Source organism: Bacillus sp. ISL-18 (assembly GCF_018613415.1).
Classification (GTDB): Bacteria; Bacillota; Bacilli; order Bacillales; family Cytobacillaceae; genus Neobacillus.
This window is the reverse complement of the sequence record NZ_JAGGQG010000010.1, coordinates 365,561-391,185: the sequence shown is the minus strand read 5'-3', so window position 1 is coordinate 391,185 and position 25,625 is coordinate 365,561. Positions and strand designations below refer to the sequence as shown.

General features: G+C 39.6%; 22 protein-coding genes. 20 read left to right on the top strand and 2 right to left on the bottom strand.

Annotation, left to right across the window (positions count from 1 at the left end):
• The first annotated feature begins 6 nt into the window (after positions 1-6).
• From recN to spo0A, 3 genes are all read left to right on the top strand, one after another.
• Positions 7-1,695, top strand: a complete 1,689-nt coding sequence (gene recN / locus J7E81_RS14980) for a DNA repair protein RecN (RefSeq protein WP_215043377.1) — start codon at positions 7-9, stop codon at positions 1,693-1,695.
• Positions 1,696-1,812: 117 nt separating this feature from the next.
• Positions 1,813-3,111, top strand: a complete 1,299-nt coding sequence (spoIVB, locus tag J7E81_RS14975; protein WP_374104046.1) for a SpoIVB peptidase — start codon at positions 1,813-1,815, stop codon at positions 3,109-3,111.
• Between the two features lie 290 nt (positions 3,112-3,401).
• Complete coding sequence (gene spo0A / locus J7E81_RS14970; RefSeq protein ID WP_215043373.1) at positions 3,402-4,193, top strand: sporulation transcription factor Spo0A; 792 nt, start codon at positions 3,402-3,404, stop codon at positions 4,191-4,193.
• 75 nt (positions 4,194-4,268) lie between these two features.
• Here spo0A and J7E81_RS14965 read toward each other — a convergent pair whose 3' ends face one another.
• Positions 4,269-4,409 (bottom strand): YycC family protein, encoded by a 141-nt coding sequence (locus J7E81_RS14965; RefSeq protein ID WP_215043371.1) that lies wholly within the window; start codon positions 4,407-4,409, stop codon positions 4,269-4,271.
• Positions 4,410-4,445: 36 nt separating this feature from the next.
• On the opposite strand from J7E81_RS14965, the gene J7E81_RS14960 reads away from it, so the two are divergent.
• On the top strand, positions 4,446-5,174 hold the full coding sequence (locus J7E81_RS14960) for a glycerophosphodiester phosphodiesterase (RefSeq protein ID WP_215043369.1): 729 nt from the start codon (positions 4,446-4,448) through the stop codon (positions 5,172-5,174).
• Between the two features lie 75 nt (positions 5,175-5,249).
• On the opposite strand, the gene J7E81_RS14955 is transcribed toward J7E81_RS14960, so the two are convergent.
• On the bottom strand, positions 5,250-5,483 hold the full coding sequence (locus J7E81_RS14955) for a DUF2627 domain-containing protein (RefSeq protein ID WP_215043367.1): 234 nt from the start codon (positions 5,481-5,483) through the stop codon (positions 5,250-5,252).
• Between the two features lie 187 nt (positions 5,484-5,670).
• Between J7E81_RS14955 and J7E81_RS14950 the strand changes: the two genes are divergently transcribed.
• From J7E81_RS14950 to J7E81_RS14875, 16 genes are all read left to right on the top strand, one after another.
• Complete coding sequence (locus tag J7E81_RS14950; protein WP_215043365.1) at positions 5,671-7,746, top strand: sigma-54 interaction domain-containing protein; 2,076 nt, start codon at positions 5,671-5,673, stop codon at positions 7,744-7,746.
• Positions 7,747-7,875: 129 nt separating this feature from the next.
• Entirely contained in the window at positions 7,876-8,781 is a 906-nt protein-coding gene (yqiS, locus tag J7E81_RS14945) for a phosphate butyryltransferase (protein ID WP_215043363.1), read from the top strand.
• Positions 8,782-8,811: 30 nt separating this feature from the next.
• Positions 8,812-9,915: a branched-chain amino acid dehydrogenase gene (gene bcd, locus J7E81_RS14940; RefSeq protein ID WP_215043361.1), complete on the top strand. Its 1,104-nt coding sequence runs from the start codon at positions 8,812-8,814 to the stop codon at positions 9,913-9,915.
• 133 nt (positions 9,916-10,048) lie between these two features.
• A complete protein-coding gene (gene buk, locus J7E81_RS14935) occupies positions 10,049-11,158 on the top strand; it encodes a butyrate kinase (RefSeq protein WP_374104045.1) in 1,110 nt (369 codons plus the stop codon).
• A gap of 21 nt (positions 11,159-11,179) precedes the next feature.
• Positions 11,180-12,601 carry a dihydrolipoyl dehydrogenase gene (gene lpdA, locus J7E81_RS14930; protein WP_215043357.1) on the top strand — a complete coding sequence of 474 codons (1,422 nt, stop codon included), beginning with the start codon at positions 11,180-11,182 and terminating at the stop codon, positions 12,599-12,601.
• Positions 12,602-12,666: 65 nt separating this feature from the next.
• Positions 12,667-13,668 carry a thiamine pyrophosphate-dependent dehydrogenase E1 component subunit alpha gene (locus tag J7E81_RS14925; protein WP_215043356.1) on the top strand — a complete coding sequence of 334 codons (1,002 nt, stop codon included), beginning with the start codon at positions 12,667-12,669 and terminating at the stop codon, positions 13,666-13,668.
• A gap of 12 nt (positions 13,669-13,680) precedes the next feature.
• On the top strand, positions 13,681-14,664 hold the full coding sequence (locus J7E81_RS14920) for an alpha-ketoacid dehydrogenase subunit beta (protein ID WP_215043354.1): 984 nt from the start codon (positions 13,681-13,683) through the stop codon (positions 14,662-14,664).
• Between the two features lie 15 nt (positions 14,665-14,679).
• Positions 14,680-15,993 carry a dihydrolipoamide acetyltransferase family protein gene (locus J7E81_RS14915; RefSeq protein WP_215043352.1) on the top strand — a complete coding sequence of 438 codons (1,314 nt, stop codon included), beginning with the start codon at positions 14,680-14,682 and terminating at the stop codon, positions 15,991-15,993.
• A gap of 191 nt (positions 15,994-16,184) precedes the next feature.
• Positions 16,185-18,074 carry a methylmalonyl-CoA mutase subunit beta gene (locus J7E81_RS14910; protein WP_215043350.1) on the top strand — a complete coding sequence of 630 codons (1,890 nt, stop codon included), beginning with the start codon at positions 16,185-16,187 and terminating at the stop codon, positions 18,072-18,074.
• Positions 18,075-18,111: 37 nt separating this feature from the next.
• A complete protein-coding gene (gene scpA / locus J7E81_RS14905; protein WP_215044380.1) occupies positions 18,112-20,253 on the top strand; it encodes a methylmalonyl-CoA mutase in 2,142 nt (713 codons plus the stop codon).
• Positions 20,254-21,378 carry a methylmalonyl Co-A mutase-associated GTPase MeaB gene (gene meaB, locus J7E81_RS14900; RefSeq protein WP_215043348.1) on the top strand — a complete coding sequence of 375 codons (1,125 nt, stop codon included), beginning with the start codon at positions 20,254-20,256 and terminating at the stop codon, positions 21,376-21,378.
• A gap of 107 nt (positions 21,379-21,485) precedes the next feature.
• Positions 21,486-21,923, top strand: a complete 438-nt coding sequence (locus J7E81_RS14895) for a BrxA/BrxB family bacilliredoxin (RefSeq protein WP_215043346.1) — start codon at positions 21,486-21,488, stop codon at positions 21,921-21,923.
• A gap of 122 nt (positions 21,924-22,045) precedes the next feature.
• Positions 22,046-23,218 (top strand): M20 family metallopeptidase, encoded by a 1,173-nt coding sequence (locus J7E81_RS14890; RefSeq protein WP_215043343.1) that lies wholly within the window; start codon positions 22,046-22,048, stop codon positions 23,216-23,218.
• Positions 23,219-23,410: 192 nt separating this feature from the next.
• Entirely contained in the window at positions 23,411-24,187 is a 777-nt protein-coding gene (locus J7E81_RS14885) for a transporter substrate-binding domain-containing protein (protein ID WP_215043342.1), read from the top strand.
• A gap of 55 nt (positions 24,188-24,242) precedes the next feature.
• Positions 24,243-24,902 (top strand): amino acid ABC transporter permease, encoded by a 660-nt coding sequence (locus tag J7E81_RS14880; RefSeq protein WP_215043339.1) that lies wholly within the window; start codon positions 24,243-24,245, stop codon positions 24,900-24,902.
• On the top strand, positions 24,895-25,617 hold the full coding sequence (locus tag J7E81_RS14875) for an amino acid ABC transporter ATP-binding protein (protein WP_215043337.1): 723 nt from the start codon (positions 24,895-24,897) through the stop codon (positions 25,615-25,617). Before J7E81_RS14880 ends, J7E81_RS14875 begins: the two co-directional genes overlap by 8 nt.
• Positions 25,618-25,625: the final 8 nt, after the last annotated feature.

Genomic DNA, 25,625 nt, shown 5'->3' with positions numbered 1-25,625 from the left:
AGTTCCTTGTTATCAGAATTATCAATAAAAAATTTCGCCATTATTGAAAATTTATCAATTTCATTTGAAAAAGGGTTAACGGTTTTAACAGGGGAAACAGGTGCAGGTAAATCAATTATTATTGATGCGATTCACCTCATCGTTGGAGGCAGAGGATCGGCTGAATTTGTCCGCCATGGGGAAGAAAGAGCCGTAATTGAAGGATTATTCCAAATAGATGACCCTAACCATCCTGTTATGTCAAAAGCAGGTGAATTTGGCATTGAAATTGAAGAAGGCATGGTTATATTACGTCGGGATATAGCTCGAACAGGGAAAAGTGTTTGTCGAATTAATGGGAAACTTGTGACCATTTCCATTCTCAGAGAAATAGGTGCTACACTTGTCGATATTCATGGTCAGCATGAACATCAGGAGCTTATGGATGAAACGAGACATTTGCCACTACTTGATCAATTCGGTGCGGAAGAAATTAATCCTGCTCTGAATGAATATGCCCAAGTTTTTCGCCGCTATGAGCAGACACTGAATAAACTAAAATCCTTGAGTGAAAATGACCAGCAGACAGCCCATCGGCTCGATTTAATTCAATTTCAATTAGATGAAATTCAAAAGTCAAATTTAAAGCCGAACGAAGACGAAGAATTATCTGAGGAAAAAAGAAGACTTGGGAATTTCGAGAGGGTATTTGAAGCCATCCAAACAAGCTATAACGCTTTACAGGGGGAACAAAAGGGACTTGATTGGATAGGAATGGTCATGGGAGCTCTAGAAGAGGCGGCTGCACTTGATACAAGCTACCGGGAATTATCTGATTCAGTTTCAAATAGTTTTTATCAATTAGAGGATGCGGCACAAACATTAAGAAATGAATTAGACGTTCTAGAATATGACCCGCAGCGATTAAATGAAATTGAAGCCCGTTTAAATGAAATTAATCAACTGAAACGGAAATATGGGAAAACTATTCCGGAAATATTAGAATACGCTGCCAAAATTGAAGAAGAAATTGAAACACTCCAAAATAAAGAAACGCATATTGGAGAGCTGGAAAAGGAATTAATATCTATAAAAAAAGACTTAGCCCTTGAGGCAAAACAATTAACTGATATCCGCCGTAAATGGGCAATAAAGTTAACAAAATTAATTCATCAGGAATTAAAAGAACTGTATATGGAAAAAACTATTTTTGAAATTCGTTTTGAATCCGAGCTGCTTCATTTTGCTAAAACTGGCGTCGATCATATCGAATTTTATATTTCCACCAATCCTGGGGAACCATTAAAACCATTGTCAAAGGTGGCATCAGGTGGAGAATTATCTCGAATCATGCTGGCATTAAAAAGTATCTTCTCTAAACATCAAGGGGTAACCTCGATCATTTTTGATGAAGTAGACACTGGTGTCAGCGGAAGGGTCGCCCAATCAATTGCTGAAAAAATTTATAAAGTTGCCGTAGGTTCTCAGGTTCTTTGTATATCGCATTTACCCCAAGTAGCAGCTATGGCTGATACACACCTGTATATAGCCAAAGATATTAAGGGCGGCCGTACAAAAACCTCTGTTACATCCTTAAAGACAAAGGAAAAGATCAAGGAAATCGGCCGAATGATTTCGGGAACAGAAATTACCGATTTAACGAAGCAGCATGCAGAGGAATTATTGCAATTAGCTGGTAAAAATAAGAAAAAATGAAAAGCTATCCAAATTGGGTAGCTTTTTTATGTTGAACGAAGTTATAAATGATTGTCAAGGAGGCAAAATTATAGATGTAGCCATTTTTATAAGTGCAGTTGAAAAGAAGCGAGGAGAGTGAAGGATTTGAAGTTAGAAATAATTAGAAAGATTATTGGTGGAATTCTCCTTGTTTCATTAATTAGCCTTATTTTTTTTCAGCCCTTACAGCAATACCTTTCAATACCAAAATCAATAACCGTTTTTGAAGGACAAGATTATACGTTTCAAAAGGCTGCCCCGGTAACAGCCGCCATAGCTTCTCACAATACAAATATCACTCTTAATCAGGGAAAAAAATCGGTATCTGTTAAAGCAAATGAATATGGCAAAAACGAAATGCTTCTAGAATACGCAGGGATCCCCATTAAAAAGGTCGATGTACGGGTCTTAAAAGACTTCCGTGTACTACCCGGTGGTCAATCAATTGGCGTTAAACTAAATACAGTTGGTGTGTTAGTGGTTGGTCACCATTTAATTAACACAGCAAACGGAAAAAAATCTCCAGGTGAAATTGCAGGAATTAAAGTTGGGGATATCATTACAGAAATCAATGGCAGTAAAATTGAAAAGATGACAGACGTAGCACCATATGTTCAATCGGCAGGGCAAGATGGTAAACCCCTCGATTTAGTCATTAGCCGAGAAAGTGGTAAATTTACAACCAAGCTTACTCCGTTGAAAGACAAGGGAGAAAGCACCTATAAGCTTGGTTTATATATCAGAGATTCTGCAGCTGGTATTGGTACCATGACATTTGTTCACCCGCAATCTAAAAAATATGGTGCCCTTGGACATGTCATTTCAGACATGGATACAAAAAAACCAATCGTGGTTGAAGATGGTCAAATTGTCCGTTCTACCGTCACATCTATTGAAAAAGGAAGTAATGGAGACCCAGGTGAAAAGCTAGCCCGTTTTTCTTCGGATCATGAAATTGTTGGAAACATTCAAAAGAATAGTCCGTTCGGGATTTTTGGAGAATTAAACAGAGATTTAAAAAATGGCATAATGGATAAACCACTGCCAATTGCCTTATCCGATCAGGTAAAAGAAGGACCTGCTAAGATTTTAACAGTGGTTAATGACGACCGAGTTGAAGAATTTGATATCGAAATTGTTAGTACAATCCCGCAAAAGTTTCCGGCAACGAAAGGCATGGTTATTAAAGTAACCGATCCAAAGCTGCTTGAAAAGACAGGAGGAATTGTACAGGGAATGAGTGGAAGTCCGATTATCCAAAATGGCAAGCTTGTCGGAGCTGTCACTCATGTTTTTGTCAATGATCCTACCTCTGGCTATGGAGTCCATATTGAGTGGATGTTGAATGAAGCTGGAATTAATATATACGAAACACCGAAAGAGAAAGCAAGTTGACATTGAAAAGTGCAAAATAGGCAATTTAGCCTATTTTGCTTCTTTTTTTATATAAAGAAAATTCGACAAAAAACAGGTATAAATTGGAAAAGATGCGATTTAAGTCGAAAAAAGAAGTAAAACAAAGAAAAGATGAGATTTTATCACTATTTTAACAAATATTTAAAAAATGAAAGGAATTTTAGTTGCATTGTCGAATTTCTAATTTAGAATAGAATTAAGAGAAAAAACGCACGATTAAAATGTTCACTTAAAAATAGAGACTGGATTTGATGAGGGAGGAACTGGAATTGAAAAAAATCAAGGTATGCGTTGTTGACGATAATAGAGAGTTAGTTGGATTATTAGAGGACTATATTTCCTCCCAAGATGATATGGAAGTTGTCGGTATTGCACATAATGGTCAAGAATGTTTAGATATGCTAACCTCCGCAGATCCTGATGTTCTTGTGCTGGATATCATAATGCCTCATCTTGACGGTTTAGCCGTCCTTGAACGTTTACGTGATGTGAAAAAAGGAACGATTCCCAATGTCATTATGCTAACTGCATTTGGACAGGAGGATGTGACCAAAAAGGCTGTTGAACTTGGTGCATCTTATTTTATCTTAAAACCATTCGATATGGAGAATCTTGGCAGTCACATTCGACAAGTAAGCGGTAATGGTAATACGTTTACAAGGAAGGCTCCATCTGTAAGTTACCGTTCCCAAGCCGAACAAAAACCAAAAAATCTTGATGCAAGCATCACGAGTATTATCCATGAAATAGGTGTTCCGGCGCATATAAAAGGATATTTATACTTGCGTGAAGCCATCTCAATGGTTTACAACGATATTGAACTTTTAGGTTCCATCACAAAAGTATTATATCCCGATATCGCCAAGAAATATAATACGACAGCAAGCCGTGTGGAACGGGCTATTCGTCATGCGATTGAGGTAGCATGGAGCAGGGGGAATATTGACTCCATTTCGTCCCTTTTCGGCTATACAGTAAGTATGTCGAAAGCAAAGCCTACTAACAGCGAATTTATTGCTATGGTAGCAGATAAATTACGCCTTGAACATAAGGCTTCTTGAAATGACCAGTAATACGGCATAAGGCCTTCATTCCAATGAATGAAGGCCTTACTTTTTAGGTTTAAGGTGGTTTATTTATTTTCTTTCTTTCTTTTCTACTTCCATTAGTTTTTGGATGAGAATATGTTGAGGTAGATGCATAAGCTGTTCTAACGGTATTTTTAGTTCCTTAGATAGTTTTAGGGCAGTTTCTGTTGATAATTGCAATGGCTTCATGTACATTCCTCCATTTTTATATTGGGAAGTGAAAATATGACACAAATTTTTGCGCACCGTGGATATTCCACCTTATATTCGGAAAATACCATGGGCGCCTTTATAGGTGCTGATAAAGCTGGTGCCGATGGATTAGAACTTGATGTTCAGTTAACGAAGGATGGAGAAATTGTCGTTATTCATGATGAAAAAGTTGACCGGACTACTACAGGAAAGGGATTTGTTAAAGATTTCTTATTTAAAGAAATTAGAAAATTAAATGCAAACAAAGACGGCCAAAAAAAGGAACCAATCCCTTCCCTAATTGAAGTATTGGAATGGCTCCAATCCAATACATTAATTTGTAACATTGAGTTAAAGAACGGTCTTATTCCATATGAGGGAATGGAAGAAAAAGTAATTCAGCTAGTTAGAAGATATGGGCTTAGTGATCGGATCATTATCTCCTCGTTTAATCATTATAGTATTGTATACAGTTACAGGATTGCACCAGAAATTGAAACAGCCCCACTGTTTATCGAAGGAATTTATATGCCTTGGATTTATGCCCAATCCATCCGGGCAAAAGGAATTCATCCCAAACACTCCGCTATGTCTGATACTATTCTTGTTAAAACAATGGAAAATGGCATTGCGGTACGACCCTATACCGTTAACAAAGACGAAGATATGCACCGGCTTTTTAAAATAAATTGTACCGCCATCATAACGGATGACCCTGTTAAGGCTCTCCGTATCCGGAAACAATATGAGAACAAATCATAGTATTTGTTAATTGAAAAGGAGAGTGCTGTTCAAAATCGAACAGCCTCTCCTTTTTTAAATGTCCATAGCTGCAAACTATTTCTTAAACTTAGGTTGAACTTTATTGCGCTTCCGGTCTCGATGAAATATAAACCCTGCTACAAATCCAAGACCCCCGATAAAAAAAATCAAACCCGTTAAGAATTGCAATAATAAATTTGGAAATGGTGCCTGCAAAATTCCAAATGTCATATCACGCATTAATTTAATTCCTAAAGCTGCTAATGCACCTGGAATGACTAAAATGATGAGAGCAATAATACGAATCATAAATAAATCCTTCCAATTACTAGATAATAACTGACTTCTCTATCATTATATCTCAACAAAATATTTTTATATAGAAGAAAATTGTCAAGGAGGGTCATTTAGTTATAAAATTGATAATGAAGATATTTGCAGGGGTTTTTCTTTGATGAGTGCAAAAAATTTCCTAATGCCAAAAGGGGTATAAAAAATGCAAAATATTATGATTGTTGGTGCTGGTAAAGGTGGAACGGCAATCTTAAAAATTTTAAAAGAATCCGAAGTGCTTAATGTTCACGTTGTAATCGATCGAAACGAAGATGCTCCGGGAATCCTCTTTGCTAGGAAAGAAGGAATTAACACAGGGACAAGCTGGGAGCCCTTTTTAAATAAGAATATTGATATCATTATTGAAGTAACAGGTAGTGATGAAGTTTTTCAAGAAATTCGAAATGCTAAAAGTAAGCAAACTGTATTAATTCCCGGGAGTGTGGCCTTCTTAGTATCAAAGCTCATGGAAGAAAAGGAAGAACTTGTGTCCAAGCTTCAGAATGATTCATATAAGCAGGAACTCATTTTTAACGCGGCCAACGATGGTATGATGGTAATCAACCAACAAGGACAAATCATCCTGTTTAATAAAAGAGCCGAGGAGATCATGGGTGTAAAAAAAGAGCACGCAATTGGCAAGGCTGTTCTAGAAGTGATCCCAACGAGCAGGCTTTTATTAATTTTGAAAACAAGAAGAATAGAATCTAACCAAGAAATGAAATTAGGTAATGGACGAAAAATTATAACGACCCGAATTCCTATCATTGAAGAAAATGGAACATTAATGGGGGCATTTGCTGTTTTTAAGGATATAACCGAAGTGGTCAATTTAGCAGAGGAGATAACGAATTTAAAAGAAATCCAAACCATGCTCCAAGCCATTATCCATTCGAGCGATGATGCTATCTCCGTTGTAGATGAAACTGGGCGTGGAATCCTCATTAATCCTGCCTACACTAGACTAACAGGCCTTACCAAGGATCAAGTTATCGGGCAGCCCGCAACGGCTGACATTTCTGAGGGTGAGAGTATGCATATGAAGGTGTTACAAACAAGAAGAGCTGTACGCGGTGTGCCAATGAGGGTAGGTCCAAATAAAAGGGAAGTAATTGTCAATGTTGCTCCGATCATAGTGGAAGGGAAATTAAAAGGCAGCGTCGGTGTTGTTCATGATATGTCAGAAATGAAATCGTTAAGCAGAGAATTAAATCGGGCTAGACAAATCATCCGAACGCTTGAAGCAAAATACACATTCGAAGATATTATCGGTATCTCGGAGGAAATGGTCATTGCGATTGAACAGGCAAAGCTTGGAGCAAAAACTCCTGCCACTGTACTGCTCAGAGGGGAATCAGGAACGGGTAAAGAGTTGTTTGCCCATGCGATCCATAATGCGAGTGACCGAAAATACAATAAATTTATTCGGGTAAATTGTGCAGCCATTTCGGAATCATTGTTAGAGAGTGAATTATTTGGCTATGAGGAAGGTGCCTTTTCAGGCGCACAAAGGGGAGGAAAACGAGGGTTTTTTGAAGAAGCGAACAATGGCAGTATCTTTTTGGATGAGATAGGGGAATTGTCTGCCAATACGCAAGCAAAGCTCCTGAGGGTTCTGCAGGAAAGTGAAATTACCCGTGTCGGTGCTGCAAAGCCGATAAACATAAATGTCCGAGTCATTGCTGCAACAAATGTAAATCTGGAAAAGGGTATTGCTAAAGGAACGTTTAGGGAAGACTTATATTACCGATTAAACCGTATGCCAATTCAAATTCCTCCGCTCAGGAAACGTAAAGAGGAAATCCCTGTTTTATGCAGCAGACTGATTGAAAAGATTAATCGAGACTATGGAAGAAATGTGGAAGGTGTAACGAACAATGCACTAACTGAATTAATGGAATATGACTGGCCGGGAAATGTCCGAGAATTAGAAAATATTTTGGGCAGGGCGATTATTTTTATGAATTATAGTGATACTTTGATAGATGTTCACCATCTTCCAGAATTAAGGAATAAAACATTTAAGTATGAATCTTCTGGAATAAACTCCACTGTACCGGTTCATGTAGAAAGGACCTTGCCTGAAATGATGGATGAATACGAAGCGAGGATTATCCGGGAAACCCTTTCACGATTGAACGGAAATAAAACATTAACAGCTAAAACATTAGGTTTATCGGTAAGAAATCTATATTATAAGCTGGATAAGTTTAATCTTGAAAAGAATAGCACGCAATAATTTTCATGCTAGGAAAATTATTGCATTGTTCGGTTTTAGAAAATAAAACGTTTACATAGAAGTGTTTTGGCACAAAACTTGCATATTTTATTACGGGATTGAGGAAGTGAAGAAAGGGTTGATGAACGCTTGTTGCTGGATTCACTGTTTAACCAAGCAACCCGAAAAGGCCATAATACGGTTGCTGTAGCTGCAGCAGACACGGCAGAAGTTATGGAGGCCGTGATAGATGCCTTAAAGCGAAATCTTGCTGAATTTATACTTTATGGCGATCAAGAAAAAATCCGTTTACTGCTTAAATTGCAAAAACATGATTTGCTGAATAATCATAAATTAAGAATTGTTCATTCAGAATCTGCCGATGTTGCTGCTGAGTCCGCGGTTCAAGCAGTATTTAACAAACAAGCAAATGTGCTGATGAAAGGAAATATTCCATCCAGTACATTATTAAAGGCAGTTTTAAATAAGGAATATGGACTTAGGACAGGGAATGTTTTATCACATACTTCTGTTTTTGAAATCCCTGGCTATAACCAACTAATCTTAATTACAGATGCTGCTATGAACATTGCTCCTAACCTCGGACAAAAAGTCCAAATTGTAAATAATTCCGTTACACTTGCCAAATCAATCGGAATCGAAATGCCAAAAGTGGCTGTCATTGCTGCGGTTGAAGTGGTAAACCCAGATATGCCGGCAACCCTTGATGCAGCTGCATTAACAATGATGAATAGACGCGGGCAGATTAAGGGTTGCATAGTCGATGGACCCTTGGGTCTTGATAATGCTATTTCTGAATTAGCGGCAGAACACAAAGGGATTAATAGCGATGTAGCAGGTAGAGCAGATATCTTATTAGTGCCTTCTATTGAAGTTGGAAATGTGTTATACAAATCATTAATTTACTTTGCTAAGGCAAAGGTAGGTGCGGTCCTTACAGGAGCGAGTGCTCCCATTGTACTGACATCAAGAGCGGATTCCGCTGAGAGTAAGCTCTACTCATTAGCTTTAGCCTTATGCTGTGTTAATAAATAGATTTTTACCCATTTTGAGGAGGAAAAATTCATGGAGATCTTTAAATATTTAGAAAAATATGATTATGAGCAATTGGTTTTTTGTCAAGATAAGCAATCAGGTCTAAAAGCAATTATTGCTATTCATGATACGACTCTTGGCCCAGCATTGGGCGGTACGCGTATGTGGACATATGCCTCTGAGGAAGCTGCCATTGAAGATGCTCTTCGTCTTGCAAGAGGGATGACTTATAAAAATGCAGCGGCAGGTTTAAATCTAGGAGGAGGAAAAACAGTTATCATTGGCGATCCTCGTAAAGATAAGAGTGAAGCGTTATTTAGAGCATTCGGCCGTTATATCCAAGGCTTAAATGGAAGATATATTACAGCTGAAGATGTAGGGACCACTGTAGCGGATATGGACCTAATCCATGAGGAAACAGATTTTGTAACTGGTATATCGCCTGCATTTGGTTCATCAGGCAATCCATCTCCAGTCACCGCTTACGGTGTATATCGCGGAATGAAAGCAGCGGCAAAGGAAGCATTTGGTACAGATTCTCTTGAAGGAAGAGTCGTTGCTGTTCAGGGAGTTGGTAATGTTGCTTATACTCTTTGTGAATATCTGCATAAGGAAGGGGCCCAGCTTATCGTAACGGACATTAATAAAGAAGCGGTTAATCGGGCGGTTGAAGCTTTTGGTGCACGTGCAGTTGATCCAGATGACATTTATGGGGTGGAATGTGACATCTATGCTCCTTGTGCTTTAGGGGCAACCATCAACGATGAAACAATCCCTCAATTAAAAGCAAAAGTAATTGCAGGTTCAGCCAATAACCAATTAAAGGATACCCGACATGGTGATACCATTCATGAAATGGGGATTGTCTACGCCCCGGACTATGTAATAAATGCTGGCGGCGTTATTAATGTGGCGGATGAGCTTTATGGTTACAATCAAGAACGTGCCATGAAAAAGGTTGAACAGCTTTATACAACAATTGAAAAGGTAATTGAAATTTCGAAACGGGATGGGATCCCAACCTATGTTGCCGCTGATCGGATGGCAGAAGAAAGAATTGAACGAATCCGCAATTCAAGAAGCCAATTTTTGCAAAATGGTCATCACATTTTAAGCCATCGAATTTCAAGATAATAGCGAGAACCAAAACCAGTGTCAGAGGTTAGTGCAAAAATCCATGGCTAACTATGAAATTGAAGTTAAGGCGGAGCGCTGAATTAGAATTCAGCGCATTTGCCATTAGGTAGATGTTTTTAAAGTGGAGGTTATGACGTTGCAAGAAAATAACTATCGGATACTAGCTATCAACCCAGGATCAACATCCACTAAAATAGGCATTTTTGATCATGAAATTTCAATTTTTGAAAAAACAATCCGCCATGAAGCTAAAAAAATTAATACTTTTGCTAATATTATTGACCAATATCATTTTAGAAAAACAGCAATTTTGGAAACACTGGATAATGAAGGAATAAATATATCAAAATTATCAGCAGTCTGTGGTCGTGGTGGATTACTCCGTCCTATTAAAGGGGGAACATACGCAGTCAATGATTTGATGTTAAAGGATTTGCAATCTGGTTACTCCGGCCAGCATGCATCCAATTTAGGCGGGATTATTGCCTACGAAATTGCATCAGGACTTAATATACCAGCCTTTATTGTCGATCCGGTGGTTGTTGACGAACTTGCTCCGATTGCAAGGATTTCTGGTTTTTCCCTAATTGAGCGAAAAAGCATCTTTCATGCCTTAAACCAAAAAGCTGTAGCCAGGAGAGTAGCAAAGGAACTGGGGAGAGAATACAGTGAATTGAATCTAATTGTTGCCCATATGGGCGGGGGAATTACGGTTGGTGTCCATCAACAAGGCAAAGTAATAGATGTGAACAATGGTTTGCATGGCGATGGTCCTTTTAGTCCTGAACGGGCCGGAACAGTTCCTTCAGGAGATTTGATAGCACTTTGTTACTCTGGTGAACATTACAGAGAAGAAATTATGAAACGACTGGTTGGGCAAGGGGGACTTGTTGGTTATCTTGGAACAAATGATGCGATAGAAGTAGAACAAAGAATTGCTGCGGGTGACAAAAAGGCGGAATTAATATATGAGGCAATGTCCTATCAAGTAGCTAAGGAAATTGGTTCTTGCAGTGCGGTTCTTTCTGGCAAGGTGGATGCCATTGTTTTAACAGGAGGCCTTGCTTATGGAACAGGTTTCGTCAAACGAATTAGTGATCGGGTTAATTGGATTGCAGATGTGATAGTTCGTCCCGGTGAAGATGAGCTTCAAGCCTTGGCCGAAGGAGCTCTTCGGGTTTTACGGGGTGAAGAAGAGGTGAAAGTATATCCAGGGAATTTTTCCACTGCAAAAATTTGAGAAAATGGGGAGGAAATATTAATGGCACAAGAATATGATTTGGTCATTCTTGGAGGTGGAACTGGCGGCTATGTGGCAGCTATTCGTGCTTCTCAGCTTGGTTTAAAAACAGCCATTGTTGAAAAAGGAAAGTTGGGAGGAACCTGCCTGCATAAAGGATGCATCCCAAGTAAGGCACTATTAAGAAGTGCAGAAGTATTTGCAACAACAAAGCGCGGTGAGGATTTTGGTGTGATCACGAGCGATGTTTCATTAGATTTTGGGAAGGTTCAAGCTAGAAAAAATAAAATTATTGATCAATTACATAAAGGCGTTCAACATTTAATGAAACAAGGAAAGATTGATGTTTATGAAGGAATCGGCCGCATCCTTGGACCATCGATTTTTTCACCAATGCCAGGAACCATTTCGGTTGAAATGAACAACGGAACGGAAAACGAGATGTTAATTCCGAAAAATGTAATTGTGGCCACAGGTTCAAGGCCTAGAACGCTTCCTGGTTTGGATATCGATGGTGAATTTGTTATGTCTTCTGATGAAGCATTACAGCTTAAAGAGTTGCCAAAATCCATCCTTATAATTGGAGGCGGTGTGATAGGAATAGAATGGGCTTCTATGCTGTCTGATTTTGGTGTTGATGTTACAGTTCTTGAGTTTGCTGACCGCATTATTCCAACAGAGGATAAAGAGATTTCTAAAGAAATGCAGCGAGTTATGAAAAAGAGAGGGATTAACCTGGTTACAAGTACTAAGGTGCTGCCTGAAACCATTGTAAAAGATCAAGAGGTTAGTATTTCAGCAGAGGTTAAAGGCGTGCTTAAACAGTTTAAGGCTGAAAAACTCTTAGTCTCAGTTGGCCGCCAAGCAAATCTAGAAGGAATAGGCCTTGAAAATACAGATATCCAAGCTGAAAATGGTTTTATTGTGACCAATGAATTTTTTCAAACAAAAGAGTCACATATTTATGCAATAGGTGACGTAATCGGCGGTTTACAACTTGCACATGTTGCCTCGCACGAGGGAATTATTGCAGTTGAGCATATAGCAGGAGAAAAGCCATCACCAATGAATTATAACTTAGTATCCAGGTGCATCTATAGTAACCCGGAGGTTTCCAGTGTAGGAATAACTGAGGAGCAGGCAAAAGAAAAAGGCCATAAATTGAAAATAGGCAAGTTTTCCTTCCGGGCAATCGGGAAAGCTCTTGTTTTCGGTGAATCAGATGGCTTTGTAAAAATTGTTGCTGATTCGGAGACTGATGATATTCTAGGGGTGCATATGATCGGGCCGCATGTAACAGATATGATTACAGAGGCGGGGCTTGCCATGGTATTAGATGCAACACCATGGGAAATTGCTCATACCATTCATCCACATCCAACTTTGACAGAAGCCATTGGAGAAGCTGCCCTAGCCGTTGATGGCAAGGCCATTCATTCGTAATAAATAAACGTTTTATGCTAAAATCACTGCTAGTGTATAGCGAACAATCGGGAGGTAAGAAATATATGGCAGAAAAGCGTCATGAAATTTTAGGTTTAAGCGACCAAAAGGTATTGGAAATGTTTGAGACGATGCTTTTGGCCCGACGTATTGATGAGCGGATGTGGTTATTGAATCGTGCTGGAAAAATCCCATTTGTTATTTCATGTCAGGGCCAAGAGGCAGCACAAGTAGGGGCCGCTTTTGCTCTTGACCGCGAGAAGGATTATGTACTTCCTTATTACCGTGACATGGGGGTTGTATTAACATTCGGGATGACCCCAACAGAATTGATGCTCTCGGGTTTTGCCAAGGCGGAGGACCCCAATTCGGGGAGCCGGCAAATGCCTGGACACTTTGGCCAAAAGAAAAATAGAATCGTTACAGGATCGTCTCCTGTTACGACACAAGTTCCTCACGCTGTAGGAATCGCTCTTGCAGGAAAGATGGAGAAAAAAGACCTCGTAACATTTGTTACCTTTGGAGAAGGTTCCTCAAACCAAGGAGATTTCCATGAGGGAGCAAACTTTGCAGGTGTGCATAAACTTCCTGTTATTTTCATGTGTGAAAATAATAAATATGCTATTTCTGTCCCAATTGAAAAACAATTGGCCTGTGAAAAGGTGTCAGATCGTGCAATCGGATATGGGATGCCAGGTGTAACAGTGGATGGTAATGATCCTTTAGAAGTGTATAGGGCTGTAAAAGAGGCTGCTGACAGAGGCCGCCGCGGTGAAGGTCCAACACTGGTTGAAACGGTCTCTTACCGTCTTACACCACATTCTTCGGATGATGACGATCGTTCATACCGCGCACCGGATGAAGTGGCTAAAGCAAAAACAAAGGATCCGCTGATGACCTTTGGAGCCTATTTGAAGGAAACGAATGTCTTAAATGATGAACTAGAAAAAGAAATCAATGACCGTGTGATGAAACTGGTGAATGAGGCGACTGATTATGCTGAAAATGCTCCTTATTCAGCACCAGAAGATGCATTGAAATATGTTTATGCGGAAACGGAAGAGTAAGGGGGACGTAAAATGGCAATTATTTCATATATTGATTCAATCACAATGGCGATGCGTGAAGAAATGGAACGGGATCCAAAAGTGTTTATCCTAGGAGAAGATGTAGGGGTAAAAGGCGGCGTATTTAAAGCAACCCAGGGGTTGTACGAACAATTTGGCGAGGAGCGGGTCATTGATACACCACTTGCCGAGTCAGCTATCGCAGGTGTAGGAATCGGGGCAGCGATGTACGGAATGCGCCCAATTGCAGAAATGCAATTTGCTGATTTTATCATGCCTGCTGTAAACCAAATTATTTCTGAAGCGGCAAAAATTCGCTATCGTTCTAATAATGATTGGAACTGTCCAATTGTTATCCGTGCCCCTTACGGCGGAGGAGTACATGGAGCACTTTATCATTCCCAATCAGTGGAAGCCGTTTTTGCTAATCAGCCGGGCTTGAAAATAGTCATGCCTTCAACACCATACGATGCGAAAGGACTATTAAAAGCAGCTATTCGCGACAATGACCCTGTTCTCTTTTTCGAGCACAAACGGGCCTATCGTTTAATTAAGGGTGAGGTCCCTGCCGATGATTATACCCTGCCGATCGGAAAAGCTGATGTAAAGCGAGAAGGTGAAGATATTACGGTCATTACTTATGGTCTATGTGTTCATTTTGCCCTTCAAGCGGCAGAAAAATTAGCCCGCGATGGAATTTCTGTTCATATCCTTGATTTACGAACTGTCTACCCGCTGGACCAAGAGGCAATTATTGAGGCAGCTTCTAAAACGGGCAAGGTTCTGCTAATAACAGAGGACAATAAGGAAGGAAGCATCATCGGTGAAGTTTCAGCCATTATAGCGGAACATTGTTTATTTGATTTAGATGCTCCGATTAAGCGGCTCGCAGGGCCAGATGTCCCGGCTATGCCATATTCTCCTACTATGGAGAAATTCTTTATGATTAATCCGGACAAAGTTGAAAAAGCAATGCGTGAGCTGGCGGAATATTAAGGAGGTATGGAACTCGTGGCAATTGAACAAATTAGAATGCCTCAATTAGGGGAAAGTGTAACCGAAGGGACTATTAGCAAGTGGTTAGTCACTGCGGGTGATAGAGTAAATAAATACGACCCACTTGCCGAGGTCATGACCGATAAAGTAAATGCAGAAGTCCCGTCCTCCTTTACTGGTGTGATTAAAGAGCTGATTGCTGAAGAAGGAGAGACACTAGCGGTCGGGGAAATAATCTGCACCATTGAAATCGAAGCAAGCCCTACAGAGGACGCTGCTGCTGCAGAAAATCCTAAATCAGAAGAAAATAGAATAACAGAAACGACAAGTACATCGGTTCAACCAAATAAAACTCGGTATTCACCTGCTGTGCTAAAAATTTCCCAAGAGCACGGGATAGATTTAACAAAGGTATCTGGGACAGGTGCAGGGGGACGGGTTACTAGAAAGGACCTATTGAAATTAATTGAATCAGGTCATATTCCAACCTCAGCGCAAATGGTTGAATCCGTAAGTGAATTAATACCTGCAGTCGAAGCCAAAGCAAAAGAAGTGCCAGCTGTGCCAATTCAGCCAGCAGCGGTTTCGGCTCCGGCGCCTCAACAAGTGACAGTTCCCGTTAGTACAGGAGACCTTGAGATTCCAGTCACTGGGATACGTAAAGCGATCGCGGCTAATATGCTTCGCAGTAAACATGAAGCGCCGCATGCCTGGACCATGATGGAAGTGGATGCAACTAATCTTGTGGAATATCGCAACAGTCTAAAAGATGATTTCAAGAAGAATGAAGGTTTCAATCTAACCTTTTTTGCCTTTTTTGTAAAAGCAACAGCCCAAGCCTTGAAAGAGTTCCCGCAAATAAACTCAATGTGGGCCGGGGATAAAATCATTCAAAAGAAAGACATTAATATTTCTATTGCAGTTGCCACGGAAGATGCCTTATTTGTTCCTGTCATTAAAAATGCAGATGAAAAATCCATTAAAGGAATAGCTCGAGAAATCTCTGAACTAGCCGTAAAAGTGCGAACAGGGAAATTAAAATCAGAAGATATGCAAGGCGGGACATTTACGGTGAACAACACGGGTTCATTTGGCTCCGTTCAATCGATGGGAATCATTAACTACCCGCAAGCAGCGATCCTTCAAGTGGAGTCAATTGTTAAACGGCCAGTAGTCATGAACAATAACATGATTGCCATCAGAGATATGGTGAATCTATGTATGTCATTGGACCACAGGGTATTAGACGGACTAATTTGCGGCCGTTTCTTACAGCGAGTGAAAGAAATTGTGGAAAATACCTCTAAATCAACAACATCTATTTATTAGGCATTAAACAACCGCTGTCAGGGCTGGCAGCGGTTTTTATGATGGTATAGGAAATTTTAAATAATTGAATTAGGACTCTGAAATCAGCTCCAGCGCCTTTTGTTATTGCTTGAAAACTATTTGTACCATAAAATAGAAATAAGTAGAATTAATTGAATTTTACTTCAATTCGGAAGAAAGGGGAGATGGAGTTGGAAAATATAAAAAATCAATCATTTTTACAGAAAACAATTGAGGATTGGCAAGAGAAAGCGGAAAGCACCCTAAGAGGGAAAAAGATTGATTCCTTACATCATCATACATATGAGAACATTGTTTTGAAACCGCTTTATTCACGGAACGATGAGAAGCCAGTTCCAGATTATCCGGGAGGTTCCGATTATCGGCGAGGAATTGATCCATTGGGCTACCACACGAATAAGTGGAACGTTGCTCAGCAGTTAGCCTACCAATCACCTAGTGAATTAAAGGAGAAACTTCATGATGCCTTAGAAAAAGGGCAAACGGCCATTGCCATTAAGGTATCGGAGGAATTAATTGAAACAAATCACAGCCTTTCTAGCGTTTTAGAAGGACTCTATCATCAATATCCCTTGGCGATTAATGCAAAAGGATGGCAATCAGCGGTTCTAAAAGTTTTAGCCAAACTGGCCGAAGATGAAAACACAGCTGATAAGGTTACTGGTTATATTGGTTCAGACCCGATTGCACTATTTGCTGAGGAAGGAGCTTTCTCACAGGAATATATCGAGGAATGGAAAAAAAATACAAACAAGTATAGTAAAAGTTTTTCATCACTAAGCACCATTCTAATTGATACCACCCCATATCATAATGGCGGAGCAAATGCCGTCCAAGAACTGGCCATTGCCATTGCAGAAGGGGTACAGTATCTCGATATCCTTCAGGAGAGCGAACTAGATCTTCATGCAATCGTAAAAAAAATCGTCTTCCAATTTTCGATTGGAAATAACTTCTTTATGGAAATAGCTAAACTTCGGGCAGCAAGAGTACTCTGGAATCGAATAACGGAACTTTACGGTATCAAAGACGAAGCCCGAGGGATGATTATTTCTGCTGAGACCTCTTCTTTTACAAAATCCTTACATGACCCCTATGTCAATCTTCTAAGGGCCGGAAATGAAGCATTTGCTGCCACCATCGGAGGGGCCCAATATTTACATGTTGCTCCTTTTGATCACCTTACAGTCACTACACCATTTGCAGAAAGAATCGCTAGAAATATTCAACTACTCTTGAAACATGAGGCACACCTTGAAAAAGTAATCGATCCAGCAGGCGGTTCTTGGTATGTGGAAGAACTAACGAATGAACTTGCCGAAAAAGCTTGGGATTATTTCCAAAAAATCGAAGCCCAGGGCGGTATATTAAATAGTTTAAAATCCAATTGGCTGCAACAGGAAATTAAAGCTGTCTATGACAGTAAGAATCTGGATATTCAAACAAGAAAGCAAAGTATGGTTGGAACCAATGTTTATGCAGATATAAATGAAATCCCCTCCAACCCTCAACAGCGGAACATAAACCATTTTTTTTTAAATGGAACGTATTCATTAAGCGAAATAGATGCAATTCCTGCACGGAGACTTACAGAGCCATTTGAAGAGCTGCGGAAAAAGGCAAAGCAGCTTGAAGAAAAAGTTGGTACTATTCCATCTGTAGGGATCGTATGTCTTGGAGAATTAAAGCACTATAAACCAAGGCTTGATTTTATGAAAGGCTTTTTGGCGGCAGGCGGCTTGAACGCAATAGAAAGCAAGCCAATCTTAAATATAGAACATGCTAAACAATTTATCTTAGAGACAGCTACATCCTATTTCTGCTTTTGTGGAACAAATGAACAGTACGAACTAGCAGGTGAAAACATACTTTCAGTCCTACTATCCGAATTTCCTGACTGCCTATTTTATTTAGCCGGGCTTCCAGAAGTAGAAAAACAGCCTCAGTGGCAGAGTCTGGGTATTAAGCAGTTCATTCATGCAGGGACTAATTGCTATGAAACTCTTATTGCTATTCTCACTGATATGGAGGTGAACACGGTTGAAGAAACAAAAGCCTGATTTTCAAAGTATTCCATTGTTTGCTGATCAAGTATTTATGACGAAAAAAGAGTGGGAAGACAAAGTTCATCATGAAATTTCTTCTTCCCTTGAAGATTTGCTGTTTGAAACAAATGAACAAATATCCCTTAAGCCTATTTATACAAAAGAAGATCGTCAAGGGTTAGAACACATTGATGACCTTCCTGGACTGCCGCCTTATACGAGGGGACCGTATCCGACCATGTATGTGAATCGGCCTTGGACGGTCAGGCAATACGCAGGATTTTCAACCGCTGAGGAAAGTAATGCCTTTTACCGCAGAAATCTAGCTATGGGACAAAAGGGATTATCTGTTGCCTTTGATTTAGCTACCCACCGCGGCTACGACTCGGACCATCCTCGTGTCGTTGGCGATGTTGGCAAAGCAGGAGTCGCCATAGACTCGGTTCTTGATATGAAGACCCTTTTTGCTGGAATCCCCTTGGACCAAATGTCTGTATCGATGACCATGAACGGCGCAGTCTTGCCCATCCTAGCTTTCTTCATTGTAACGGCCGAGGAACAGGGGGTCAGCCAAGAAAAACTCTCGGGAACGATTCAAAATGATATTTTAAAAGAATATATGGTTCGAAACACATATATTTACCCTCCAGCTATGTCGATGAAGATTATTGCTGATATTTTTGAATATACATCCAAATACATGCCAAAGTTTAATAGTATTAGTATTTCCGGTTATCACATGCAAGAAGCAGGTGCTCCGGCAGATTTAGAGTTAGCTTATACACTTGCAGATGGCTTGGAGTATGTCCGAACAGGTCTTAAAGCGGGGATTGATATAGATTCATTTGCACCTCGGCTGTCCTTTTTCTGGGCAATTGGGATGAATTATTTTATGGAAGTCGCCAAAATGCGGGCAGCAAGATTCATATGGGCCAAAATGATGAAGTCCTTCCATCCAAAAAATGAAAAATCGTTTGCATTACGAACTCATTCACAAACATCGGGGTGGAGTTTAACCGAACAGGATCCATTTAATAATGTTACCCGAACACTACTTGAGGCCCATGCTGCAGCCATGGGTCATACCCAATCACTGCATACAAATGCCTTGGATGAGGCGATTGCCTTACCAACAGATTTCTCTGCCAGGATTGCCCGCAACACTCAGTTGTTCTTGCAAGAAGAAACAGGAATCACCAAGGTCATCGATCCTTGGGGTGGGTCTTATTATGTTGAAAAGCTGACAGATGAATTAATAAAAAGGGCTTGGACACACATTGAAGAAATTGAAGGACTTGGGGGCATGGCAAAAGCCATTGACACAGGTCTTCCAAAAATGAAAATTGAGGAAGCCGCTGCTAGAAGGCAGGCGCAAATTGATTCGGGTAAGGAAACAATCATTGGGGTTAATCGCTATAGGCTCGAAAAGGAAGAAGCAATCGATATATTGGATATTGATAATACCGCTGTCCGTTTAAAGCAAATTGAGAAATTAACGGCTTTAAAAGCTGCTCGGGATCATCAAAAAGTAGCCGAGGCGCTTAGTGCATTAACGAAAGCTGCTGAGACAGGAGAACAAAACCTATTAGAACTTGCTGTAAAGGCAGCAAGAGTGAGAGCCACCTTGGGTGAAATTTCTGATGCTATTGAGCGTGTGGCTAAAAGACATAAAGCTGTCATTCGTTCCATTAGTGGTGTATATAGTACAGCCTTCAGCAACGAGGAAGAGATAAATGAAGTAAAAACAATGACGGATGAATTCCTCGAGAATGAAGGGAGACGACCAAGAATTCTTGTTGCGAAAATGGGTCAGGACGGTCATGATCGGGGAGCAAAGGTTATCGCCACCGCTTTTGCAGATTTAGGCTTTGATGTGGACATTAGTCCATTGTTCCAAACGCCAGAAGAAACTGCGATTCAAGCGGTTGAAAATGATGTTCACGTAGTGGGCATGAGCTCGCTTGCAGCAGGTCATAAGACATTGCTTCCACAACTAGTGGATGAATTGAAAAAATTGGGCCGAGAGGATATTTTGGTTGTTGTTGGAGGTGTCATTCCTGCACAAGATTATCAATTTTTATATGACCATGGTGCAGCGGCCATTTTCGGACCAGGCACAATCATTCCTGTGGCCGCTCAAAAAGTAATTAGGGAGATTTATTTAAAACTCGGTTATGAGGAAGTGTCGCCATAAATGGGAAAGGACCATAAGCCGGAATGGAGTGACCCTCATACACATGACAGCTGTTTCAGTTTCGTACGCAGAGGGGAAGAGCTTGAAGGACATCCCGCAGCTATTGAAAAAAATGTGCGCTTTCAAAAACGAAATACAACAGAACCATCCGTTGACGTTCTTTATGATGGGGTGCTAAACGGTGATCGCAGCCTGATTGCCCGAGCGATTACACTAGTAGAGAGCAATGCTGAACAGCATTTTCAAAAAGCACAGGAGCTGCTGAAAAAGCTCCTGCCTAAAACAGGAAAATCAATTCGAATCGGTATTACGGGTGTACCAGGTGCTGGAAAGAGTACCTTTATTGAAGCTTTTGGTATGTACCTGTGCGGTTTAGGGTACCGGGTTGCTGTACTAGCCATTGATCCGAGTTCAAGTATCTCGGGCGGCAGTATTCTAGGCGATAAGACTAGGATGGAGCAATTATCAAAGAATAGGAACGCTTTTATTCGTCCGTCAGCTACGGGAGGAAAACTTGGCGGTGTACACCGAAAAACGAGGGAAGCCATGTTAATATGTGAGTCTGCCGGTTTTGATATTATTTTAATTGAAACGGTTGGAGTGGGCCAAAGTGAGGTAATTATTAGAGATATGGTGGATCTTTTCATGTTGCTAGTTTTGACCGGGGCAGGGGATGAACTTCAAGGAATGAAGAAAGGGATTATGGAACTAGCAGATCTCATCGTTGTTCACAAAGCGGATGGAGCCAATAAGCAAAGAGCGGAACATACAAGGCAAGAGTATAATCGAATCCTCCACTTCCTCCAGCCAGCTACAAAAGGATGGGTGACAAGGGCATATCCTTGCTCTTCCATCACTTTTGAAGGCATTAATGAAATTTGGCGGGTTATTCAAAACTTTGAAGTAACCGTAAAATCTTCAGGAGTGTTTGAGGAAAGAAGGAGAATACAAGCCAAGGAATGGTTATATTCAATGATAACAGATCAGCTTCATTTTCTTTTTTACCATCATAAAGGGGTTAAAAGAGCTTTGCCAAAACTTGAGAATGAAGTTATTTCTGGAGAAATGACAGTAGCTACCGCTGTAGAGACATTATTTGAATACTTTTTACCAACAAAAAGGTAAACAGTTGTTTCATGGCAGTTTTCTCTAAGCTTTGGCATTTCATTTGAAAAAAACTCATTTAAACTGTTATGATGTAGTTATATACGGAATAGAAGGAGTGTGTTTTGATGAGTATGAATTTTAACTTTTTCATGAATGATGTAGTTAAGCAAGCACGCGAAGAAATCGTGTCTGCTGGATATAAAGAATTAAAAACTCCAACAGAAGTCGAAGAAGCTTTTGATCAAAAAGGAACGACATTAGTGATGATTAATTCAGTTTGCGGATGTGCGGGTGGTATTGCACGCCCTGCAGCAGCACATGCTCTTCACAATGACAAGCGCCCTGACCATCTAGTTACAGTATTTGCTGGACAAGATAAGGAGGCAACTGAAACAGCAAGAAGCTATTTTACCGGCTATCCGCCTTCCTCCCCATCTTTTGCTTTGTTAAAAGACGGAAAAATTCTGACCATGATTGAAAGACATCAAATTGAAGGCTTTGACCCTGCAACAGTAGTGGCAAAGCTGCAAAGTGAATTTGATCAATATTGCGAAGAAGTTTAAGAATTAAATAAAAAAGGTCAAATCGAAAAGGATTTGATCTTTTTTATTGTCTAAATATAATTTTTCATGTATATTTATTAATTATTTTGTAATTTTAATCATAAATTCAGAGGAGTTTTGACATGAAAGAATTATTAAAAAATAATTTAGAAACTATACAAAGCAGATTATGGGAAATCAACGATATTTTGTATCATCATCCAGAGCTTGGTGATCAAGAATATGAGTCTATGAATCTTTTAGTGGAATTACTTGAGCAGCATCAATTTTCTGTAGAAAAGGGTATTGTTGGCAGACCTACAGCTTTCAAAGCGGTTTATGATAGTAAGAAAGAAGGGCCTACTATTGCCTATTTATCCGAGTACGATGCCTTACCGGAAGTTGGACATGGGTGTGGTCATAACATGATTGGAACTATGAGTGCAGGGGCAGGAGTCTTATTAAGTAAAGTTTTGGATGAAATTGGCGGGCGAGTTGTTGTATTAGGTACCCCTGCAGAAGAAACAAATGGTGCGAAAGTACCAATGGCGGAACAGGGAGTATTTGATGATATTGATGCAGCGATGATTGTTCACCCTGGTGATGTTTCCTATGAGAGTGGGGATTCGTTAGCGATGGATGCTATTCAATTTGACTTCCGCGGCAGAACAAGTCATGCAGCAGCATCACCCGAAAAGGGGATTAATGCACTGGATGCTGTTATACAATTATTTAACGGGATCAATGCTCTCCGTCAACATGTGACTTCCGATGTTAGAATACACGGAATTATTAAGGAGGGTGGAGTAGCTGCTAATATTGTTCCAGATAAAGCAGTAGCTCAATTTTATATTCGAGCAAAGGACAGATCCTACTTAAATGAACTAGTTCAAAAGGTGATAAACATAGCGAAAGGTGCATCATCCATGACGGGTGCAGAGGTTCATATTGAAAACTATGAATTGAGCTATGACAATATGGTTACAAACCAAACATTGTCTCAGCTGTTTACAAGCAATCTTTTAACAACGGGTGTTAAGCAAGTGGAGAAAGCGAAGGATTCTTATGGCTCGATCGATATGGGAAATGTGAGTCACGTTGTTCCCGCTATTCACCCGTATATTGGTCTTGATTCACCTGGATTAGTTGCTCATACCAGAGAATTTGCCGACTTAACTATTACGGACAATTCTCATCAGATCCTCTCTAGAGGTGCTTTGGCTCTGGCACTAACAGGATATGATTTAATTACGAATCAAGATGTATTCGAAAAAATGAAAAATGAATTTCGTCAGGTTAAGCTAATTAAATCCTAACTCCTTAGAGGCACCTTTTTTTAAAAGGGTGCTTTTTTGAAAGTAAATAATAGTAGCATATTAAATTATTAGAATATTTTTATATTTAAAAAACATCTTTTCAAATATTGTTTCATGTGTTATTATTCATTTTGTTGAATAAAAATTCAATCTAACTACACAGATTCTTATATTTTACACAGGGGGCACATCATGAAAAAAACAATTTTATCTTTTATGTTTATCTTTACATTAGTAGTTATGGCTGCTTGCGGTCAGACTAATAAGGACGGGGCAGCTGGAGAAAAAGCTTCTACTAAAAAAGTATTAACAATGGCTACATCAGCTGATTTTGCTCCATTTGAATCAAGAGAGCCATCAGGAAAAATTATTGGATTTGATATTGACCTAGGTAATGCCATTGCAGATGAATTGGGTTATAAACTAGAAATTAAAGACATGAAGTTTGATGGATTAATCGGGGCATTGCAAGCAAAACGTGTAGACATGGTTATTTCTGGGATGTCAGCAACTGAAAAACGTAAAAAGAATGTTGACTTTTCCACAGTATACAACCACTCAGGTGAAATGTTTGTAACAAAAAATGATTCCAACATTAAAACAATTGATGATCTTAAAGGAAAAACGGTTGCGGTACAATTAGGAACCATACAAGAAGAAGGGGCCAAAGCGCTTCAGAAAAAAATTGATTTTACGCTTAAGCCATTAGATAATGCGACAAACTTAATCCAAGAGCTATTATCAAATCGTATCCAAGTAGCTTATTTAGATAAATCAGTTGCAACTGGCTACATTAAGCAACAAGGTTTAGCAGGGTTTGATGATCCAACATCTAGTTCTCCAGGGATGGCAGTAGCTTTTCCAAAAGGCAGTGACTTAGTTGACGATGTGGATAGCGCTCTTAAAAAGTTAGAAGAGAACGGAAAACTTCAAGAACTGAAGGACAAGTGGTTAAAAGATCAACAGTAATTGATTAACTATCTTATATTAGTTTGATGAAAAAAATTGAAGTGAGGTGTAAGGCATGAATTTGGATTTTAGCCAAATTGTGCCTTATATTCCTTTTATTTTAGAAGGAATATGGGTTACATTAAAATTTGTTATAATTTCAATTATTTTAGGCTTTATTCTTGGTACTCTTTTGGCACTGTGTAAAATTTCACGGATAAAAGTTTTAAATTGGTTCGGAGATTTTTATACATCTATTTTTCGAGGTACACCGTTAATTTTGCAATTGATGCTTATCTATTTTGCCATCCCTCAGTTAACAGGCTATGACATTTCACCATTCTTATCATCTATTCTGGCGTTTGGATTAAATTCTTCTGCCTATGTTTCTGAAATTATCCGGGCAGGAATTCAAGCAGTTGATAAAGGTCAGACAGAAGCAGCACAAGCTCTTGGTGTACCTTATCGTTTGATGATGAAGGATCTTATCATGCCTCAAGCATTAAAAAATATATTACCGGCCCTAATGAACGAATTTATCACGTTAACAAAAGAATCAGCAATCGTATCAACAATTGGTTATTTAGATTTAATGCGCCGCGCCCAGGTTGTTGGAGCAGATACTTATCGTAATTTTGAGCCCTTAATATTTGTTGGATTAATCTATTGGATCCTAGTTATGGTGCTGACACTCATTGGTAAACGAGTTGAAAGGAGGATGAAATTTAGTGATTAAAGTTGAAAACCTCTATAAACAATTCGGAGAAAACGAAGTCCTAAAAAATATTTCGACCAACATTGACAGTGGTGAAGTTGTTTCTATTATTGGCCCGTCAGGATCTGGAAAATCAACTTTCCTGCGTTGTTTGAATATGTTGGAAATTCCTACTAAAGGAAAAGTGTGGGTCGAAAATCAAGACATTACGGATAAAAAAACAAACATCATGAAAATTCGGGAACAAATCGGAATGGTTTTTCAGCACTTTTATTTATTCCCGCACCTGACAGTATTGGATAACTTAACATACGCTCCGCAAAAAGTTAAAGGGGAATCCCGTGACACCGCTGTAGCTAAAGCTCGTGATTTACTCGCCAGAGTGGGCCTTACTGAAAAAGAGACTGCTTATCCGAATAATCTTTCAGGTGGTCAGAAACAGCGTGTTGCTATTGCACGTGCTCTTGCAATGGAACCAAAGTTAATGTTATTTGATGAGCCTACATCAGCGCTCGATCCCGAGATGGTTAAGGAAGTATTAACTGTTATGAAGGACTTGGCCCAATCCGGAATGACGATGGCCATTGTAACACATGAAATGGGGTTTGCTCGTGAGGTTTCTGATCGTATCCTCTTCCTTGATGAAGGGAGATTATTAGAAGAAGGCTCACCAAGTGAGTTTTTTAATAATCCACGTACAAGCAGAGCAAAGGATTTTTTAGAAAAAGTATTATAGTGTATTGA

What these genes read in the sequence shown, in the direction of transcription:
- J7E81_RS14890 (WP_215043343.1), top strand. Translation starts at nt 22,046, where the DNA reads ATGAAAGAATTATTAAAAAATAATTTAGAAACTATACAAAGCAGATTA.
- buk (WP_374104045.1), top strand. Translation starts at nt 10,049, where the DNA reads ATGACGTTGCAAGAAAATAACTATCGGATACTAGCTATCAACCCAGGA.
- meaB (WP_215043348.1), top strand. Translation starts at nt 20,254, where the DNA reads ATGGGAAAGGACCATAAGCCGGAATGGAGTGACCCTCATACACATGAC.
- J7E81_RS14965 (WP_215043371.1), bottom strand. Translation starts at nt 4,409, where the DNA reads ATGAAGCCATTGCAATTATCAACAGAAACTGCCCTAAAACTATCTAAG.
- J7E81_RS14895 (WP_215043346.1), top strand. Translation starts at nt 21,486, where the DNA reads ATGAGTATGAATTTTAACTTTTTCATGAATGATGTAGTTAAGCAAGCA.
- J7E81_RS14960 (WP_215043369.1), top strand. Translation starts at nt 4,446, where the DNA reads ATGACACAAATTTTTGCGCACCGTGGATATTCCACCTTATATTCGGAA.
- lpdA (WP_215043357.1), top strand. Translation starts at nt 11,180, where the DNA reads ATGGCACAAGAATATGATTTGGTCATTCTTGGAGGTGGAACTGGCGGC.
- J7E81_RS14920 (WP_215043354.1), top strand. Translation starts at nt 13,681, where the DNA reads ATGGCAATTATTTCATATATTGATTCAATCACAATGGCGATGCGTGAA.
- J7E81_RS14955 (WP_215043367.1), bottom strand. Translation starts at nt 5,483, where the DNA reads ATGATTCGTATTATTGCTCTCATCATTTTAGTCATTCCAGGTGCATTA.
- bcd (WP_215043361.1), top strand. Translation starts at nt 8,812, where the DNA reads ATGGAGATCTTTAAATATTTAGAAAAATATGATTATGAGCAATTGGTT.
- J7E81_RS14885 (WP_215043342.1), top strand. Translation starts at nt 23,411, where the DNA reads ATGAAAAAAACAATTTTATCTTTTATGTTTATCTTTACATTAGTAGTT.
- J7E81_RS14880 (WP_215043339.1), top strand. Translation starts at nt 24,243, where the DNA reads ATGAATTTGGATTTTAGCCAAATTGTGCCTTATATTCCTTTTATTTTA.
- scpA (WP_215044380.1), top strand. Translation starts at nt 18,112, where the DNA reads ATGACGAAAAAAGAGTGGGAAGACAAAGTTCATCATGAAATTTCTTCT.
- J7E81_RS14950 (WP_215043365.1), top strand. Translation starts at nt 5,671, where the DNA reads ATGCAAAATATTATGATTGTTGGTGCTGGTAAAGGTGGAACGGCAATC.
- J7E81_RS14925 (WP_215043356.1), top strand. Translation starts at nt 12,667, where the DNA reads ATGGCAGAAAAGCGTCATGAAATTTTAGGTTTAAGCGACCAAAAGGTA.